The organism is Rhodoferax sediminis (assembly GCF_006970865.1).
GTDB lineage: Bacteria > Pseudomonadota > Gammaproteobacteria > Burkholderiales > Burkholderiaceae_C > Rhodoferax_A > Rhodoferax_A sediminis.
The window spans coordinates 2,989,778-3,005,835 of sequence record NZ_CP035503.1 but is presented as its reverse complement, the minus strand read 5'-3'; the positions used below and the strand labels follow the sequence as shown (position 1 = coordinate 3,005,835).

The following is a 16,058-nucleotide window of genomic DNA, read 5'->3' as shown; positions in this document are numbered from 1 at the left end:
TGCAAGTGCTAGACCTTGCTGGAGTACGCCTTGCGGTCCGCCAGCACCTTCTGCGCGCTGGGCCGCTCCCCGACCAGTTTGATGTAGGGCTTGTAGTCTACGCCGGCGGCGAGCAGCAGGTCTTCGCCGTAGATCGCCTTGGTCGCCATGCCCACCACCGGCAGGCTGGCAAAGGCGGCGCAATCGGCCAGCGTGAAGGCATCGCCCGCCACATAGGGCGCGAATTTGGCCAGGCGCTTGAAGGCGGGAATGTTCTTGTCCAGCTGCTTGCGAATGCGTGCCTGGCTGGACTCGCTCAGCGTGCCGCCAAAGAAGGCCTGCGGGTACAGCTCGCGCGCCACCAGTTCCAGGTGCAGGTCGATGAAGATGGTGAGCTCGCGCACCTTGGCCGCGGCAAACGGCTCGGCCGGCAGCAGCGGCGGATTTGGATAGGCAGCCTCGAGGTATTCGACGATCGCCTCGCTCTCGCACAGGCTGCCCTGTGGCGTGCGCACGAACGGGATCTTGGCCAGCGGCGAGGCGCCCAGCACCGCCTCGTCGGTGCGCCCGGTCAGCACCGTTTCCTCGGTGAACGGCACGCCCTTTTCAAGCAGCGCGAGCTTGACCTTGTTGTAGTAATTCGAGACGGGAAAGCCGCAAAGCGTGATCATGGGAAAAGTCTCCGGATAGTGGGTGGCGCCCAGTTTAGTGGCTGTGCGCCGCCGTCACTTGGCACGCCGGAGACACCGGACCTCACGCGCCCTGGCTGCTGCCCAGCTGCGCCGCTTCCTTGGCGCGCATCTTCGCGCCGATGTACTCACCCTGGGTCACGTAGAGCAGATCGGCGATCTTGCCGATCAGGCTGATTTCGTTCTCGTCAAGGCGGGCGTCGGCGTAGGCCACCTGCCACATGGCCTCCACCACCTGGATCTTCTGGGCCTGCGTGAACTCCTCGTTCATGCTGCTGGTGAAGCGGTAGTAGTCGTTGGCCGTTTCGGCCGTCTGCCGTGCCTGCTCCACCAACTGCGCCAGCGCGTCATCGGGCAGCGCAAAGCGCTCGCGCAGCGCGGTCATGATGGTGACTTGCTGTGCGGCGTGCGTATTGCCATCCACCCGCATCACCTCGACCAGCAGCACCGCCGTGGCCAGCTGCAACGTGCGCTCGCGCGCCTGTGGGGACTGGCTGCCGGCCGGCGCCATCAGACTTTCAAAAAATTCCTTGAGAATTTGCAGCATGCGTCGCGTCCATCGGTAAATATGAATATATGGAGCAGCGCGTGCGCCATTGGTTCCCGCGAAAGCCGGGGCGCGCATGACTCGCCCGGGCTTTCTTGTGCCGCCTCTTTAGCGGCTGAGAACGATGTTGGCGATCAGGCCCGAGGCGATGGCGATCAGCACATAGTCGCTGCCCACCTGCACCCATTGCTGGCCGCGCGGGGGCCGGCTCAGGTGGTAGGCACGGTAGTCGTTCACTACGTACTGGCGGTTGCGAAAATCGCGCGGAATGTAGCCGCCGCGCCTGAATTCCGGGCCGCGTGCGTTGTAGTAGCTGCCACGGTCGTTGCGGCGCATGTCGCCATGGTCAAAGCGGTCAGAGCGGTCAAAGCGGTTGGCGCCGCGGTTGTCCATAGGGCGCACATTGCGATTGTGGTCGGGGCGTGCACCATGCCATGGGTCTTGCTGCTGAACCTGCGGCCGCGCCTGGGGTGCGTTGCGCCAATCGTTGTCCTGCGCGAACGAGAGCGTGCTGAGCCCCAGGCTGGCGACGGCAATCGCGCAAACAATGGTGGTGGATTTCATGGTTTTCATGGTGGGACTCCTTGTGTTCATGAGCCTTGATGGTGCGCCGCCCATGTGTCCTTTGTGTATCCAGCGCGGGCAGTTCGTGCAAAGAAGGGTAGCCAGTTGTGCGCACGGATTTGCCTGCCTGTGTACGATCATCACCATTCAGGAGGCTCCATGGCAACAACCCACAACGAAAGACTCGCGGTATTGATCGATGCCGACAACGCCCAGGCGTCCGTCATCCAGGAACTGCTGGCCGAGGTGTCGCGCTACGGCACCGCCACCATCAAGCGCGCCTACGGCGACTGGACCACGCAGAACCTCAAGGGCTGGAAGGAGGTGCTGCACAAGCTCGCCATCCAGCCGATCCAGCAGTTCAGCTACACCACCGGCAAGAACTCCACCGACGCCTCGCTCATCATCGACGCCATGGACGTGCTGCACACCGCCAGCGTGGACGGCTTCTGCCTGGTCTCCAGCGACAGCGACTTCACGCGCCTGGCCACGCGCATTCGCGAGGCGGGGCTGGTGGTGTATGGCTTTGGCGAGCGCAAGACGCCCGAGCCGTTTGTGGCCGCGTGCGACAAGTTCATCTACACGGAAATTTTGCGCGCCGAGCCCGAAGAGCAAAAGGCGCGCGAGGTCGCCACCGAGGTGGCGGGCCTGCCCAAGCTGCGGCCCATGATCCTCACGGCGCTGGACGCCACGGCGCGCGACGACGGCTGGTCCACCCTGTCGGCGCTGGGCAGCCAGCTCACGCGCAACCATCCTTCGTTCGACCCGCGCAACTACGGTTTCTCGAAGCTGGGCGAGTTGATGCGCAAGCAGAGCTATCTGGAGGTGAAGGAGGTCCCGATGGGCGATGGTTCCACGCATGTGCAACTGCATGTGCGGCGCAAGGCCGGTTCGGCTTCGAAGGGCGGCTGAGGGGCCTTCGCATGCAAGCCCTCGAACTCAAGATCCCGCCCCCCGTCGTTACCGCGCTGGCTGCCGCCGCCATGTGGGGCATCGCGGTGCTGGCCCCGCTGGTCGATGTGCCCGCGGCCCTGCGGGTGCCGGCGGCGGTCGTGCTGGCGCTGATGGGTGCCGCCTTTGATCTGTCGGGCGTGGTCGCGTTTCGGCGCGGCCAAACCACCGTCAACCCGATGAAGCCGGACAAGGCTGCCGCTCTGGTGTGCTCGGGCGTGTACCGGCTGACGCGCAATCCGATGTACGTCGGCCTCGTGTTTGTGCTTGTGGCGTGGGCCGTGTATCTGTCGTGCGCCTGGGCGCTGCTGGGGCCCGTGGCCTTTGTGCTCTACATGAACCGCTTCCAGATCCAGCCCGAAGAGCGGGCGCTGTCCAAGCTGTTCGGCAGCCGTTACGAAGACTACAAGTCGGGCGTCAGGCGCTGGTTGTAGGGGCGTGCATCCGACCGCAGCCCCTGCAACAGCGCACCCAGCGCGATGCCGGCCAGCGCCCACAGCAGGCTCCAGTTGCCCGCACCCAGGCCGGCAATGGCCGGGCCGGGGCATACGCCGCACAGCCCCCAGCCCACACCGAACAGGGCCGCGCCCACCAGCGTGTCGCGGTTCCAGACGCTGGCGTGCCTGCGAAACACGTCGCCCAGCAGCGGGCGACCCAGCAGGCGGGGTGCCAGCTTGTAGGCCGGCACCACCACCGCCACCGCGCCGCCCATCACCAGCATGAGGCCGAAGTCGTTCAAGTGCAGAAAACTCAGCACCACTTCGGGCCGGATCATGGTGGACAGCGACAGGCCGAAGCCAAACAGCGCGCCCGCCACCAGCGTGGCCAGCGCGCGCGGGAGAGTCTTGCTGGTCACGCTCATGACAGCCACCTTGCCGCCAGGTTGGCCGTGAGGAAGGCGGTCGCCATGAAGGTCAGCACCGCCATCAGCGAAGGCCACTGCAGGGAGCCCAGCCCGCAAATGCCGTGACCCGAGGTGCAGCCGTTGCCCAGCCGTGCCCCGTAGCCCACAAAAATACCGCCCACCAGCAGCTGCCATGCCGGCACGTTCGTGGCCTCGCGCACGCCCCCGGCAAAGCCCAGCCACCACACCAGCCCGCCCAGGATCAGGCCCAGCGCATACACCAGCCGCCAGTTGCGCGAATCGACAAACCGCGCCTGCTGGAAAAACGGCCGGCGCACCACGAAAGACCAGGTGCTAGAGAACAGTGTGCTCATGCCGCCGATACGGCCGGTCAACACGAACAGCAGCGCCGTGCCCGCGCCCACGAGCAGCCCGCCCAGCAGGTAGTGCTGCCAGCCGAGGGGGAAGAGAGAAAGAGACAGGTTCATGAGGCCGGATTATCCGCCGGCAAGGCATGCCACATGCAAGTGGGGGCAAGTCAAGTTTGAGGATGAGAACGGCGTTGTTGCCAAAACCGTTCAAGCAGCCCTGGCCCGGCGCTTCGATTTGGCTTTGTCAGTGGGCAGCAGGCTGGTGTAGCGCTGGTAAAGCTCGAACAGATACGCCACACGCTCGGCGTCGTTCTTGTAGTTCTTCTTGCCGCCACCCAGCGCGTAGGCCGCATCCACGGCGGCATCGAGCTGGTGATGGGCTTTGACCAGAGTGGGCGGCATGGAGAGCGGGTCGTACAGGTCGGCCAGCGATGAATCGGGGAACTGGGCGCGGGTGTCAAGAACGGCTTGCGCTGCAGTTTCGATAGCGGCTTGCGAACGTCCTGTATGGGCTACAGGCTGATTGAATGAAAAATCTGGCCAGGGAAAATTGTTATAGACGATCTGGTTCGTGTAACGGTAATCGCTTTTGATCCGGCCGCAAACGTATTTCACCCACGCCATGTGCATGCGCGAGGTCATGATTCCAAAGTGATATGGCGCCGCATCGGGGATGCAAAGGTTCGCATCCCCAACGATCACGTTAGGAGGCAAAAATCCGATGGGTATGAACTCGCGCCGCTCAGACGAGTGACGTGGCACAAGTAGATATCTGCCTGTTGGCTGCCGGATTTCGCCAAACAATGCGGGAGTCGCTGCTAGCGCGTGGGTGGCAGCGCGGGTGCTAGCTTCGCGGTGGGCTTTGACCTTATTGATGCGTATAAGCACGGCTGGCATGATGCGCAACTCCGATGGAGGGCAGTCTTTCAGCCACAGGCACCAGCGTGGAATATTGTTGATGAACTCATCTGCGCCCAGAAATGGGCGCACCCATTTCGCGGCCGAAGGACACTCCGCCAGTAGCGCTGTTTTCTCTGTGTCATCCATTAACAGGTGTCCACCATCGTTAGCCATAGAGCCAAAAACGATGGGCGGCACTGGACAAATGCTGTCGCGGCGCGATGGCAGCACGATATCAGGCGCATCTACCAGGTACGGGTTGATGTTGTTGGCCAGCGCTGCGTGAGGTTCACCGTCCACATCGTCGTACTCGAAAATCGTTGGGCGCTCAGGCTGCATGGGGCTGAAACCAATAATGACGCAGTGCACTGCAGCTTTGCCACTGGCTTCGTTGCTCCAGCGAAACGTGCGGTGCGCGAACTGGATATGCATGCCTTGCGCCAGCATCCAGCCCCACAACACGCCGACCTGCTCGCCTTGCACGATGCTATTGGTTGATACAAAGCCTACCCGCACATTCGAGTTAGCTTTCGCGTAATTCGCGCCCTTGATGTACCACGCTGCCACGAAGTCCAGCACCCCGCCGCCTTCGAGCAGCGCATAGGTTGAGGCTACGTCTACTTTTTGCTCTGGGCTTTGATGTTGTTTGCCGACAAATGGTGGATTCCCCAACACAAAGCTGCACCGCTGTGCCGGCAGCACTTCGTTCCAATCCAGCCGCAGCGCGTTGCCATGCACGATGTGCGGCGTGGTGCGCAGCGGGATGCGCGCAAAGTACAGGCCAAACTCCTCGCTCACGCGCAGGTTCATCTGGTGATCCATCAGCCATAGGGCTACCTGCGCAATCTGGGCCGGGAATTCCTCGATTTCAATGCCGTAAAACTGATCGACGTCGATGCCGATGAGTTGGTGCACGTCCACGCTGAGCTGCCCGGCGCTGTTGCCGGCGCGCAGCACTTCCAGTTCCAGCAGGCGCAGCTCGCGGTAGCTGATGACCAGAAAATTTCCGCAGCCGCAGGCGGGATCGAAAAACGTCAGCAGGCGCAGCTTTTTGTGAAACTCGAACAGCCGGTTCTTGTTGCTCTTGACCTTGCGAAACTCGGCCCACAACTCGTCAAGGAACAGCGGCTTGATGAGCTTGAGGATGTTCTCCTCAGACGTGTAGTGCGCGCCCAGGTTGCGCCGCGCCTTGTCGTCCATGATGCTCTGGAACAGACTGCCGAAGATGGCCGGGCTGATGGCCGACCAGTCGAGCGCGCAGGCGTCGAGCAATGCTTCGCGCATGGCACTGGTGAAGTCAGCCATGGGCAGGGGTTCTTCAAACAGCTTGCCGTTGACATAGGGGAAGGTGGCTACTTGTTCATCGAGTGCCTTGCTGCGATTGACTTCGGGCTGGTTCAGCGCCTGGAACAGCTGCGCCAGCCGCGCGCCCAGGTCCGATCCATCAGGCGAGGTGCGTTCTTCAATGAAAGTGCGAAACGCCTGCGCGGGCTGGAAGATACCGGTGTCGTCCGCAAACAGGCAAAACAGCAAGCGCACTAGCAGCACTTCGAGCGGGTGGCCGGTGTAGCCCGAGCTTTTCAGCGCATCGTGCAGCCGGCCCATGCGCTCGGCCGCCTTGATGTTGACCGGGTCTTGCGGCTGGATGGTTTGCGCCTTGTAGCCTGCTACAAAGCCGAACAGCTTGATGTTCTTGTGCAGATCCTTGAGCTCGAACTCGATGGTTTCCTGTGTGGCCAGCTTGTGCACGCGAAAGCGCGCAAAGTCGCACACGATGATGATCTGCGGCAAATCGCGCTCGGCAATGCCGGGGAAGTAATCCAGTGCCTGCTTGAACGCGCCATCCAGATTTTTGCCGCGCGACTTTTGCTCGACCAGCAGCATGCCCGGCCAGAACAGATCGACGAAGCCCTGCGCGCCGCCGAGCTTTTTGACGTTCAGCTCAAAAGTGGCAACGCGCTTGTCGGTGATGCCGAAGATCTCGAAAAAATCAATCCAGAACGGCTTGCCCTGGCTGTCTTCATTGGCCGCATCGGCCCAGGTGCGGCTGAAGGCCAGGGCGCGGGATTTGATTTCGTTCCAGCTGAGGGGCATGAGTAGCTTTATGAATGAAATATGACGCTAGCCCTTGTGGGGTGGGCGAGAGTGGCTATATAAGTAATAGCAAACGAAAAAGCGTGAGGTGTGAGCGGCACACGGCGGCCAGCGTCAAGCCACCTTCTTCAACTTGAGCTGAACCAGATAGCCCAGATGCGCTGCCACATTCACCAGCGCGTCGAGCGTGAATTTGTGGGTGCGGCCCTTGACCAAATCATTCATGCGCGGCTGGGTGATGCCGGCGCGCTTGGCAGCCTCGGCTTGCGTGACGCCGAGCTTGTCGATCACCTTGCGAATGTGCACGACCAGATCGGCACGCAGCAACAGGTTTTGCGCCTCGGCTTCGGGGAAGCCCAGGTCGCGGAAGACATTGCCACTGCCCACAACGACATGCAGTTTCTCGCTCATGATTTTTTCTCCTTCAGCAGCGCGGTGTATCGGCTCTTGGCGATCTCCAAATCGGGTTGCGCAGTCTTTGGCGTCTTCTTGATGAAGGCGTGAAGCACGTAAACCGAGTCGGAAAATTTCGCCACATAAATCACACGGTACTGATTGCCCGCACGCACCCTGATTTCGTAGGTTCCGGCACCAACCGTGGGCATGGGCTTGAAGTCACTGGGCATCAAGCCGCTTTGCACCAGTCGAAGCTCCTGGCCTATGAGCGCACGCGCATCCACTGGAAACTCGCGTACCGTATTGAGCGATGCTCCCAGCCATTGGATACGCTTCATATTATATCGGTTTTGATAATTTCTCAAACGCCATCGGCCGCCGGGATTTGCAGCGCGGGTACTTGCTGCAAGACTATTGCTCAGGTCGGTTGAAAATCCTGCGGCCACAAAAAGTAGGGGCCGAAACGCGACTTGGCGACAAACTCCACGCCGGCCTTTTCTCCCTTGGGAGTCAAGATGTGTTTGTCGCCGTCCAGTGCAAGATAGCCATGCTCCGTGGCCCGATCCAGAAACTGCCCGGTCTTCAACCCCAATTTCTGACCTATCTTGGAAGATGTCAGCTTGTCCTCTCCATTGGTGCCATCTGCACTTTTGTCGTTCTCCTGGCCGGGTGCCTCGGGCTCGGTGGTGACCCGTTCCAGCGAAATGCGCACTTCGTCGCTGATGCGAATGATGCGCTGAGCTTCCTCGTAGGCGTCTTTGTACAGCTGAGCATCCTCGGCGCGCTGAATGAGGATGCCCATTTCATTGTTGTTGATCTGGCTGAATTCATAGAGATTCAGGCTGGTGACAATGCACATCTCTTCGTTCATGTAGCACTTGGCATGCAGGTTTTTGCAGAAACTCGTGCGGATGTAGGTCAAGCTGCGCAACCACTCAATTTCCTGCGGCTGCAGTTCGCTCTTGCCATAGACGATGCGCACATCGATCTTCAACCGATTCTTGTCGGCCAGCAGTTCTTTCATTCGGTCGTTGAGTTTAAGAAACGGGCTGATCAGAATGAGTCGGTCAGCGGCACCCTTGATCATCTCTTCGAGAAAATAATTGGTCGCGCTGGTATTCAGAAACTTTGCCATTTGAATTGCTTCTCCCGTTACTGCGTAGTTGCTTGAAAATTGAAAGCTTAAGCCATGTGACTATCGCTTTAATTTACCCGGGACCCGGATCACATGAGCGATGAAAACATCGCGAAAAGGGCCGGATTTCAGACAACCGGGGTGCGCACGGCCGAGCAGGACCAATTCTGGGTGGGTAGCTTCAGCCCCTGCGCCATGAGCTGCTTTCGGGCCTGGCTAGTGCAGTGCGCCAAAAGTTATAGAACTTATTCGTTCCGGCATACTCCAACCGCCCAGGAGGCTGGACCGATGCGAGTTGCCGAAACGATTGAGCTTGATGTCACGACCGAGCGCGAGTTGCGCGCGCTGTCCAAGCGGCGGCGCATCGAAGCCAGACTCCAACAACGCGCGCGCGTGATCCTGCTGGCGGCCCAGGGCTGGCAGAACAAGGACATCGCGGCACAGGTTGACCTGGATCGCCGCCAAGTCGCGCTGTGGCGCCAGCGTTTCCTCTGCGGCGGGATCGATGCGCTGCGCCAGGACGCGCCGCGCTCGGGGCGCACACCCACGTTTACCCCCGAAGTGCACTCGCGCATTCTTCAGGTGACGCTGCACACCAAGCCCGTGGCGGGCACGCACTGGAGCACGCGCACGCTCGCCGAACATCTGGGCTTGAGCGCCACCACCATCCGGCGCGTGTGGCAGCGCAACGGCGTTAAACCGCACCTGCAGCGAGGCTTCAAGCTCTCGCGCGACCCGCGCTTCGAGGACAAGCTGCTGGATGTGGTGGGTCTGTACTTGAACCCGCCCGAGCACGCGCTCGTGCTCAGCTGCGACGAGAAGAGCCAGATCCAGGCGTTGAACCGTACGCAGCCAGGCTTGCCGATGAAGGCCGGGCGCGCCGGCACCGTTACCCACGACTACAAGCGCCACGGCACCACGACACTGTTCGCTGCGCTGAACACGCTGGACGGCACGGTGATCTCGATGTGCCAACCGCAGCACCGCCACGAAGAGTGGCTCAAGTTCCTGCGCCTGATCCAGCGCAATACGCCCAAGCAATTGCAGTTGCATCTGATCGTGGACAACTACGGCACCCACACCCACCCAGACGTTCAGGCCTGGCTGGCCAAGCACCCAAGGTTCGTCATGCACTTCACGCCGACCAGCGCATCCTGGCTGAACATGGTCGAGCGGTTCTTTCGCGACATCTCCGAGAACCGCATCCGGCGCGACAGCTTCACCAGCGTAGCGGAGTTGGAGTTGGCCATCGACCTGTACGTCGTGCATCACAACGCCCACCCCAAGCCCTTCATCTGGACCGCCAGCGCCAAGGACATCCTGGCAAAGGTCACGCGGGCCAAAGCCGCGTTGGCAGGGGCAACGAGATAAGTACAGAACAGTGTGGCGCACTACACTAGATGCTTGTGTCAAGGCTTGATTAATCTTGTTTTGCGTTGTTGTGGAGCGGCTTGATGCACTATTTTTTACTGGGCGGGCTATTTTGGAGTGAGTCATTTCACTTTCCCCAACTATCCTTCAACCCCACCGCCAGGTTAAACACCGGTTTCCCCCCCGTGTGATCCACCCGATCCGCCACAAAGTACCCATGCCGCTCAAACTGAAACTTGTCATCCGCTTTGGCGCTGGCCAGTGACGGCTCCACCACGGCCTGGATCACTTTCAAGCTGTTCGGGTTCAGGCTGGCCAGAAACTCCTTGCCGCCGGCGTCGGGTTGGGCATCAAGAAACAGGCGGTCGTACAGGCGCACTTCGGCGGGGATGCCGTCGGCCACGGCGACCCAGGTGATGACGCCCTTGACCTTGACGGTGTCGGAGCCGGGGGTGCCACTCTTGGTGTCGGGCACCAGTGTGGCGTGCACCTCCAGCACCTTGCCTGCGGCGTCCTTGACGCAGCCGGTGCACTCGATCACGTGGCCGTATTTCAGGCGCACCTTGTTGCCGGGGAACAGGCGAAAGAACCCCTTGGGCGGGGTTTCTTCAAAGTCGCTGCGGTCGATCCACACTTCCTTGCCGATCTTGAAGCTGCGGCGGCCCAGCGCGGGCAAGTGCGGGTGCACGGGGGCGGAGCATTCGTCGAGCGCGCCCGCGCCCATCACGGCATCCCAGTTGGTGAGCACCAGCTTGACGGGGTCGAGCACGGCCATGGCGCGCGGCGCGGACACGTCCAGCGTTTCGCGCAGGCAGCCTTCCAGCGTGCTGTAGTCGATCCAGCTGTCGCTCTTGGTCACGCCGATGCGCTCGGCAAACAGTTGAATGGCTTCGGGGGTGTAGCCGCGCCGGCGCAGGCCAACGATGGTGGGCATGCGCGGGTCGTCCCAGCCATTCACCTTGTGGTCGTACACCAGTGCGGCGAGCTTGCGTTTGCTGGTGACCACGTAGGTCAGGTTCAGGCGCGCAAATTCGTACTGGTGCGGGTGCGGCGCCTGCAGCAGGCCGCCTTCGCACAGGCGGTCCAGCAGCCAGTCGTAGAACGGGCGCTGGTCTTCAAATTCGAGCGTGCACAGGCTGTGCGTGATGTTCTCCAGCGCGTCCTCGATCGGGTGCGCAAAGGTGTACATCGGGTAGATGCACCATTTGTCGCCGGTGTTGTGGTGCGTGGCGCGGCGGATGCGGTAGATGGCGGGGTCGCGCAGGTTGATGTTGGGCGAGGCCATGTCGATCTTGGCGCGCAGCACCATGGCGCCGTCTTCGTGCCGGCCGTCGCGCATTTCGCGGAAACGCGCCAGGTTCTCGGCCGGCGTGCGGCTGCGGAACGGGCTGTCCACACCGGGCGCGCCGAAGTCGCCGCGGTTGATCCGCATGGCCTCGGCGGACTGTTCGTCCACGTAGGCGTGGCCGGCCTGGATCAGGTATTCGGCCGCGCGGTACATGAAGTCGAAGTAGTCGCTGGCCTGGTACAGGCAGGTGCTGCTCACGCCATTGAAGCTGGCCTTCCAGTCGAAGCCGAGCCAGTGCACGGTGTCGATGATGGCGTTGACGTATTCCTGGTCTTCCTTCTCGGGATTCGTGTCGTCAAAGCGCAGGTGGCACACGCCGCCGTAGTCGCGCGCCAGGCCGAAGTTCAGACAGATGCTTTTGGCATGGCCGATGTGCAGGTAGCCGTTGGGCTCGGGCGGAAAGCGCGTGCGGATTTTGGCCGGGTCGCTAGCGCCGGCGGCGTGGTGCGCCGCGTCGCCGGGGCTGCCGCCCCAGCGGCGGGCGGTGTAGGTCCCTTCGGCGAGGTCGTGCTCGATGATCTGGCGCAGGAAGTTGCTGGGTTTGGCGGAGGCCGTTGCGGGGGTGTTGGCGTCAGGAGAACTCATGTCCTGATTCTAGGCGGGCCGGTCGATTTGTAACCGTTGTGCCTGTTACAGCGCTTATCCGCCGTGTTTGTTACGTCTGGCAATGATCTTCACTGTGCAGTCGGTAGTCGGGATGGGCGCTGGTGCGTTTAAATAAAGGCAAGGGCAGTTTGCGCCCTCTTCAGGAGATAACGATGAAAAACAACCGTTCTGTTTACGCCACCGCCGCGGCGGCCGTGCTCGCCGTGGCTGCACTCGGCGCCACCAGCGCTGCCCAGGCGCATGTCGACGTGTCCGTGGGCATCGGCCTGCCGGGCATCGCCCTCGGGTTCCCCGCACCGGTGTATGTGGCGCCCCCGCCCGTGTATTACCAGCCGGCCCCCGTTTACGTGCAGCCGCAGGCGTATTACGAGCGGCCCGCCTATGCGCCGCCGGTGGTGGTTGCACCTTATCCGGTTTATCGCGCCGGCTGGGTTCGCCCCGGCTACTACGGCCAAGGGTGGCGCGGTCGCGGGGAATGGCGCGAGCACCATGGCCGCGACCATGACCGTGGCCACTGGGACCGCGATCGCTAATTCATTCATCAGCCCGTTGTGATTAAGGCCTGCAGACGATCCGTCTGCAGGCCTTTTGTCGTGGGGCGGTGAGCCGACCCGCCTATTGCCCGAAGCGCGGGCCTTTCTTCAGGAACTTCTGCTCCTGCGCCGTGTTGGCGCGCCCCAGTGCCGCGTTGCGGTAGGGGAAGCGGCCAAACCGGATGATGATGTCGCGGTGCTGGCGCGCAAAGTCCAGGTGGCTCGCGATGCGGGCCTGCAGCGCGGCGGGCACCTGGGCCGCCAGCGCGCTGAAGCGGCGCACGCATTCGTCCTGCAGCGCCAGGTGCTCGGCGTGCATCAGCGGCATATACAAAAACACGCGCGCGATCCATGGCAGGCGCGCATCCAGGCCTTGCGCCAGCGCGTTGCTGACCAGTCGCTGCGCGCGCGCGTCGCCGGCAAAGGCCTGGGCCGTGCCGCGGAACATGTTGCGGCTGAGCTGGTCGAGCAGGAGGATCAGCGCCAGCCGCGTGCCCCCCGGGATGCCGGCGGGCGTGGCGCCGGGCGCGGCGTCCTGCTCCCAGTCTTGCAGGCCGCCAGCCTGCGCCAGCCGCACCCACGGGCCGAATTGCTGGTCGATTTGCCGGTCCAGTGCCGCGTCCGTGCCGAACCACTGCACGCTCAGGTCGCGGCTGGGCCAGCCCAGCGCCAGGCCGTCGGCAAACCAGAAGTCGAGAATGGCCGCGGCATGGGCGGGCGCGGCGAGGTCGTCGGGTGATTGGGTGGGCAGGGGCATGCTTACATCGCCTTGAACAAATGGGCATAGAGCCGGCTCACCGGCAGCTTGTCGGCGCGCCCGCGCAGCGTCAGGTGCAGCTTGCCGGCCTCGTCGCGCGTCACGCTGTCGATGGCATCGGCGCGCACCACGGTGCCGCGGTGCACCTGCCAGAAGGTGTGCGCGTCGAGTTGCGGCAGCAGCTCCTTGAGCGGGGTGCGGATCAGGTACTCGTGGCCGCCATCGGGGCCGGATGTGAGCACGCGCACGTATTTGTCGGCCGCCTCGAAGTAGATCACCTCGTCGATCGGCACCAGGCGGATCTGACTGCCCACGCTGGCCTGGATCACCTTGAGCGGACCGGCGCTAGCGGCGGGCGGCGCGCCGGTGGCGTCCATCAAGTGGCGCAACTGGCTCAACGTGGTGGCCAGGCTTGCTTCCAGATTGGTAGCAGACTGTGCACGCTGGGCAAGGGCTTGCTGCACTTTTGACACCGTTTTTTGCAGGCGCGCGGTTTGCACCGGCTTGAGCAGATAGTCGACCGCCTGCGCCTCGAAGGCCTGCACCGCGTACTGGTCGTAGGCGGTCACGAACACCAGGGCGGGAAACGGCGTGGACGCCGGCCATTCGTCGGCCAGCTCGGCGGCGGCTTCCAGGCCGCTCCGGCCCGGCATGCGCACGTCGAAAAACAGCACGTCGGGCCGCAGCTGCAGGGCCTGCTGCACGGCGCTGGCGCCATCGCCCACGCTGGCCAGCACGCGCAGCTCGGGCCACGCGCGCGCCAGCTCGGCCTGCAGCGCCTGCGCCAGCAGCGGCTCGTCTTCGGCAATCAGGGCGGTCGGGGGCAGCGGGTGCATTCGGGCGCAGCCTGGTGCATCAAGCCATCGGCGTGCGCAGCGGCAATCCCACCGCGTGGTCGGAGCCTGCGGTCGGCGACGCAACGGCCGCGCGTGCGCGCAGTTCCTCGGTGGTCTCGCCCGGCCCTCCAGCACGCCAGCCCGGCGGCTTGAACAGATGGCCCCCCACGGCGCGCAGCGAGCGGGCCGCGCGCAGGTCGCGCCACAGCGCGATCCACGGCGCGAATTCGATGCGCAGCAGGTTGTGGCCGACCACCGGGGTGACCAGCCCGTAGCGGCAGGGGACCTCGGCGCGCTCGCGGATGTAGGTGCCGAACAGGCGGTCGAACACGATCAGCACGCCGCCGTAGTTGCCGTCGAGGTACTCGAGGTTGGACGCGTGATGCACGCGGTGCGCCGAGGGCGTGTTCAGCACCCATTCCAGTGGACCGAGGCGCGGAATCCAGGTGGCGTGGATCCAGAACTGGTACAGCAGATTCAGCGTGAGCATCAGCAGGATCACGCGCGGCGGCATGCCCAGCAGCGGCGCCAGCATGAAGAACGCCAGCGTGCCGGTGAGCCGGCCGGTCCAGCCGAAGCGGTAGGCGGCCGACAGGTTGAGCTGGTTCGACGAATGGTGGATGGAATGCGTGCACCAGAACCAGCGCACCCGGTGCGCCGCGCGGTGGTACCCGTAGTAGCAGAACTCCTGTCCGACGAAGCACGCGGTCCAGCCGCGCCAGTCGTCCATCGGCAGCGTGAACAGACGGTGCTGCCAGAGCCAGTCCATCGCGCCGAGGTAGAAGGCGGTGGCGGGCAGCAGCCAGCGCAGCGGGTATTCGCGTACCAGGAAGTCGACCACCGAGACGCCGGCCGCCTTCCAGTCGTAGGCCGCGCCGCCACGGTGTGCATGGCGCCACGACAGCACCAGCGCCTCGGCGAGCGAGGCGGCCAGCACCACGAGCACGGAGATTTTCAGGATCAGGATGAGCACAGCCATGGCAGCAGATTCTTCATGAAAATTCGATCGTCAGGGCGATGAATTTTGTAGCGCATCGGTGCGCACTGGGGTTGTTGCCGGGTTTTTGTAAGGAAATCGCAGTGTAGCCCTTGTCCCGCCTTCATTTGGAGCTATCAATTCAATAGTGCATTGGTTGCCGTAGGCGGTGGCCAAGCGCTCGCGCACCTGGGCCACGCCAAAGCCGCCGGCTGTCGTGGGCGCCGCAGGCAGGCCTTCCATTCCGGGCTGGATACCGACGCCGGTGTCGGTCACTTCCAGCATCAGCCAGTCGCCCTCGCGGCGCGCGCTGACCCTGACGCTGCCACCCTCCACCTTGGGCTCCAGTCCGTGGCGGATGCTGTTTTCCACCAGCGGCTGCAGCAGCAGTGTGGGCACCGGGTGACTCGCCAGCTCGGGCGGCAGGTCCAGCGTGTACTGCAGGCGCGCGCCCATGCGCACGGCCATCAGCGCCAGGTAGTCGCGCAGGCGCTCAAACTCGGTCTGCAGCGCGTGCTCGCTCGCGCGCGAGGCCCCCAGCGTGGCGCGCAGGTAGTCGATCAGGTGGTCGAGCATGGCCTGCGCCCGGGCCGGGTCGCTGCCGATCAGCACGCGCAGGTTCGCCAGCGTGTTGAACAGCATGTGCGGCTCGAGCTGGGTCTCCAGCAGCTTGAGCCGCGCCTCTGTGGCCTGGCGCTGGACCTGCTGCATCCGGCCTTGCAGGTGGCGGCTCTTGCCCTGGGTGTAGAAGTAGTAGCTGATGACCACGCCGGCCGCCAGCGTGATCAGCCAGGAAACGCGCTGCTGGGCGACGCTTTGCTGCCACGACGACCAGCCGAACCAGGCGTCGGCCGCATAGGTGCCGATGAAGTAACCGCCCAGAACGCCGAGCGTTGCCAGCGCGATTCCGCCCCAGCCGTGGGGCCAGCCCGTCTCGGGGTTGGGGTTGAACAGGTGGCGGCCCAGATCGATCAGGGCCCAGGTGACCGAGCCGATGCACAGCGAATACACCAGCGGCACTTCGTACGGCTTGTCGGGCGAGGCGAAATACTGGAGGGCCGAAATCGCCAGGCAAAAGGCCAGCGTCTGCAGGTAGTGGCGCAGCAGCGCAATGCCGTCGATCCGGCGGGCCGCGAGCGTTCCCGGGGAGGCGAGCTGCAT

At 63.3% G+C, this 16,058-nt stretch carries 18 protein-coding genes; 4 read left to right on the top strand and 14 right to left on the bottom strand.

What is annotated here, in order from left to right; genetic code table 11:
- Positions 1-8 precede the first annotated feature (8 nt).
- From EUB48_RS14540 to EUB48_RS14530, 3 genes are all read right to left on the bottom strand, one after another.
- Positions 9-650 carry a glutathione S-transferase family protein gene (locus tag EUB48_RS14540; protein WP_142819817.1) on the bottom strand — a complete coding sequence of 214 codons (642 nt, stop codon included), beginning with the start codon at positions 648-650 and terminating at the stop codon, positions 9-11.
- Between the two features lie 82 nt (positions 651-732).
- A complete protein-coding gene (locus EUB48_RS14535; RefSeq protein WP_142819816.1) occupies positions 733-1,215 on the bottom strand; it encodes a tellurite resistance TerB family protein in 483 nt (160 codons plus the stop codon).
- A 108-nt stretch (positions 1,216-1,323) separates the two neighbouring features.
- On the bottom strand, positions 1,324-1,788 hold the full coding sequence (locus tag EUB48_RS14530) for an RcnB family protein (protein ID WP_142819815.1): 465 nt from the start codon (positions 1,786-1,788) through the stop codon (positions 1,324-1,326).
- Positions 1,789-1,938: 150 nt separating this feature from the next.
- Here EUB48_RS14530 and EUB48_RS14525 point away from each other — a divergent pair, with 150 nt between their 5' ends.
- Both EUB48_RS14525 and EUB48_RS14520 read left to right on the top strand, forming a co-directional pair.
- Complete coding sequence (locus EUB48_RS14525) at positions 1,939-2,691, top strand: NYN domain-containing protein (protein WP_142819814.1); 753 nt, start codon at positions 1,939-1,941, stop codon at positions 2,689-2,691.
- 11 nt (positions 2,692-2,702) lie between these two features.
- A complete protein-coding gene (locus EUB48_RS14520) occupies positions 2,703-3,164 on the top strand; it encodes a methyltransferase family protein (protein ID WP_142819813.1) in 462 nt (153 codons plus the stop codon).
- Here EUB48_RS14520 and EUB48_RS14515 read toward each other — a convergent pair.
- The 6 genes from EUB48_RS14515 to EUB48_RS14490 form a co-directional block, all read right to left on the bottom strand.
- Positions 3,134-3,592, bottom strand: a complete 459-nt coding sequence (locus tag EUB48_RS14515) for a DUF6691 family protein (protein ID WP_142819812.1) — start codon at positions 3,590-3,592, stop codon at positions 3,134-3,136. The two genes, EUB48_RS14520 and EUB48_RS14515, sit on opposite strands and share 31 nt — an antisense overlap.
- A complete protein-coding gene (locus EUB48_RS14510) occupies positions 3,589-4,062 on the bottom strand; it encodes a YeeE/YedE family protein (protein ID WP_142819811.1) in 474 nt (157 codons plus the stop codon). Before EUB48_RS14510 ends, EUB48_RS14515 begins: the two co-directional genes overlap by 4 nt.
- Positions 4,063-4,152: 90 nt before the next feature.
- Positions 4,153-6,939 (bottom strand): class I SAM-dependent DNA methyltransferase, encoded by a 2,787-nt coding sequence (locus EUB48_RS14505; RefSeq protein ID WP_142819810.1) that lies wholly within the window; start codon positions 6,937-6,939, stop codon positions 4,153-4,155.
- 114 nt (positions 6,940-7,053) lie between these two features.
- The gene (locus EUB48_RS14500) at positions 7,054-7,350 is read right to left on the bottom strand and encodes a helix-turn-helix domain-containing protein (RefSeq protein ID WP_142819809.1); all 297 of its coding nucleotides are present in this window, start codon (positions 7,348-7,350) and stop codon (positions 7,054-7,056) included.
- Positions 7,347-7,781, bottom strand: a complete 435-nt coding sequence (locus tag EUB48_RS14495; RefSeq protein ID WP_244618206.1) for a type II toxin-antitoxin system RelE/ParE family toxin — start codon at positions 7,779-7,781, stop codon at positions 7,347-7,349. Before EUB48_RS14495 ends, EUB48_RS14500 begins: the two co-directional genes overlap by 4 nt.
- Positions 7,754-8,470, bottom strand: coding sequence for a phospholipase D family protein (locus EUB48_RS14490; protein WP_142819807.1), 717 nt, complete (start codon positions 8,468-8,470; stop codon positions 7,754-7,756). The genes EUB48_RS14495 and EUB48_RS14490 overlap by 28 nt, the downstream gene beginning before the upstream one ends.
- 288 nt (positions 8,471-8,758) lie before the next feature.
- On the opposite strand from EUB48_RS14490, the gene EUB48_RS14485 reads away from it, so the two are divergent.
- The gene (locus tag EUB48_RS14485; RefSeq protein ID WP_142819806.1) at positions 8,759-9,841 is read left to right on the top strand and encodes an IS630 family transposase; all 1,083 of its coding nucleotides are present in this window, start codon (positions 8,759-8,761) and stop codon (positions 9,839-9,841) included.
- Positions 9,842-9,968: 127 nt separating this feature from the next.
- Here the strand turns inward: EUB48_RS14485 and EUB48_RS14480 are convergent, their stop codons facing one another.
- Positions 9,969-11,774 (bottom strand): glutamine--tRNA ligase/YqeY domain fusion protein, encoded by a 1,806-nt coding sequence (locus EUB48_RS14480; RefSeq protein ID WP_142819805.1) that lies wholly within the window; start codon positions 11,772-11,774, stop codon positions 9,969-9,971.
- A 173-nt stretch (positions 11,775-11,947) separates the two neighbouring features.
- On the opposite strand from EUB48_RS14480, the gene EUB48_RS14475 reads away from it, so the two are divergent.
- On the top strand, positions 11,948-12,328 hold the full coding sequence (locus EUB48_RS14475; RefSeq protein ID WP_142819804.1) for a hypothetical protein: 381 nt from the start codon (positions 11,948-11,950) through the stop codon (positions 12,326-12,328).
- An 82-nt stretch (positions 12,329-12,410) separates the two neighbouring features.
- On the opposite strand, the gene EUB48_RS14470 is transcribed toward EUB48_RS14475, so the two are convergent.
- The 4 genes from EUB48_RS14470 to EUB48_RS14455 are packed head-to-tail and all read right to left on the bottom strand — an operon-like array spanning position 12,411 to position 16,058.
- The gene (locus tag EUB48_RS14470) at positions 12,411-13,085 is read right to left on the bottom strand and encodes a DUF924 family protein (RefSeq protein ID WP_142819803.1); all 675 of its coding nucleotides are present in this window, start codon (positions 13,083-13,085) and stop codon (positions 12,411-12,413) included.
- A 2-nt stretch (positions 13,086-13,087) separates the two neighbouring features.
- Positions 13,088-13,921 carry a LytR/AlgR family response regulator transcription factor gene (locus EUB48_RS14465; RefSeq protein ID WP_142819802.1) on the bottom strand — a complete coding sequence of 278 codons (834 nt, stop codon included), beginning with the start codon at positions 13,919-13,921 and terminating at the stop codon, positions 13,088-13,090.
- Between the two features lie 19 nt (positions 13,922-13,940).
- Positions 13,941-14,900 (bottom strand): sterol desaturase family protein, encoded by a 960-nt coding sequence (locus EUB48_RS14460; protein WP_142819801.1) that lies wholly within the window; start codon positions 14,898-14,900, stop codon positions 13,941-13,943.
- Positions 14,901-14,930: 30 nt separating this feature from the next.
- Positions 14,931-16,058, bottom strand: a complete 1,128-nt coding sequence (locus EUB48_RS14455; RefSeq protein WP_142819800.1) for a sensor histidine kinase — start codon at positions 16,056-16,058, stop codon at positions 14,931-14,933.

Bases quoted from the DNA above. Each gene is read 5' to 3' on its own strand.
- EUB48_RS14540 (WP_142819817.1), bottom strand. From the start codon at position 650: ATGATCACGCTTTGCGGCTTTCCCGTCTCGAATTACTACAACAAGGTC.
- EUB48_RS14535 (WP_142819816.1), bottom strand. From the start codon at position 1,215: ATGCTGCAAATTCTCAAGGAATTTTTTGAAAGTCTGATGGCGCCGGCC.
- EUB48_RS14530 (WP_142819815.1), bottom strand. From the start codon at position 1,788: ATGAAAACCATGAAATCCACCACCATTGTTTGCGCGATTGCCGTCGCC.
- EUB48_RS14525 (WP_142819814.1), top strand. From the start codon at position 1,939: ATGGCAACAACCCACAACGAAAGACTCGCGGTATTGATCGATGCCGAC.
- EUB48_RS14520 (WP_142819813.1), top strand. From the start codon at position 2,703: ATGCAAGCCCTCGAACTCAAGATCCCGCCCCCCGTCGTTACCGCGCTG.
- EUB48_RS14515 (WP_142819812.1), bottom strand. From the start codon at position 3,592: ATGAGCGTGACCAGCAAGACTCTCCCGCGCGCGCTGGCCACGCTGGTG.
- EUB48_RS14510 (WP_142819811.1), bottom strand. From the start codon at position 4,062: ATGAACCTGTCTCTTTCTCTCTTCCCCCTCGGCTGGCAGCACTACCTG.
- EUB48_RS14505 (WP_142819810.1), bottom strand. From the start codon at position 6,939: ATGCCCCTCAGCTGGAACGAAATCAAATCCCGCGCCCTGGCCTTCAGC.
- EUB48_RS14500 (WP_142819809.1), bottom strand. From the start codon at position 7,350: ATGAGCGAGAAACTGCATGTCGTTGTGGGCAGTGGCAATGTCTTCCGC.
- EUB48_RS14490 (WP_142819807.1), bottom strand. From the start codon at position 8,470: ATGGCAAAGTTTCTGAATACCAGCGCGACCAATTATTTTCTCGAAGAG.
- EUB48_RS14485 (WP_142819806.1), top strand. From the start codon at position 8,759: ATGCGAGTTGCCGAAACGATTGAGCTTGATGTCACGACCGAGCGCGAG.
- EUB48_RS14480 (WP_142819805.1), bottom strand. From the start codon at position 11,774: ATGAGTTCTCCTGACGCCAACACCCCCGCAACGGCCTCCGCCAAACCC.
- EUB48_RS14475 (WP_142819804.1), top strand. From the start codon at position 11,948: ATGAAAAACAACCGTTCTGTTTACGCCACCGCCGCGGCGGCCGTGCTC.
- EUB48_RS14470 (WP_142819803.1), bottom strand. From the start codon at position 13,085: ATGCCCCTGCCCACCCAATCACCCGACGACCTCGCCGCGCCCGCCCAT.
- EUB48_RS14465 (WP_142819802.1), bottom strand. From the start codon at position 13,921: ATGCACCCGCTGCCCCCGACCGCCCTGATTGCCGAAGACGAGCCGCTG.
- EUB48_RS14460 (WP_142819801.1), bottom strand. From the start codon at position 14,900: ATGGCTGTGCTCATCCTGATCCTGAAAATCTCCGTGCTCGTGGTGCTG.
- EUB48_RS14455 (WP_142819800.1), bottom strand. From the start codon at position 16,058: ATGCAGCTCGCCTCCCCGGGAACGCTCGCGGCCCGCCGGATCGACGGC.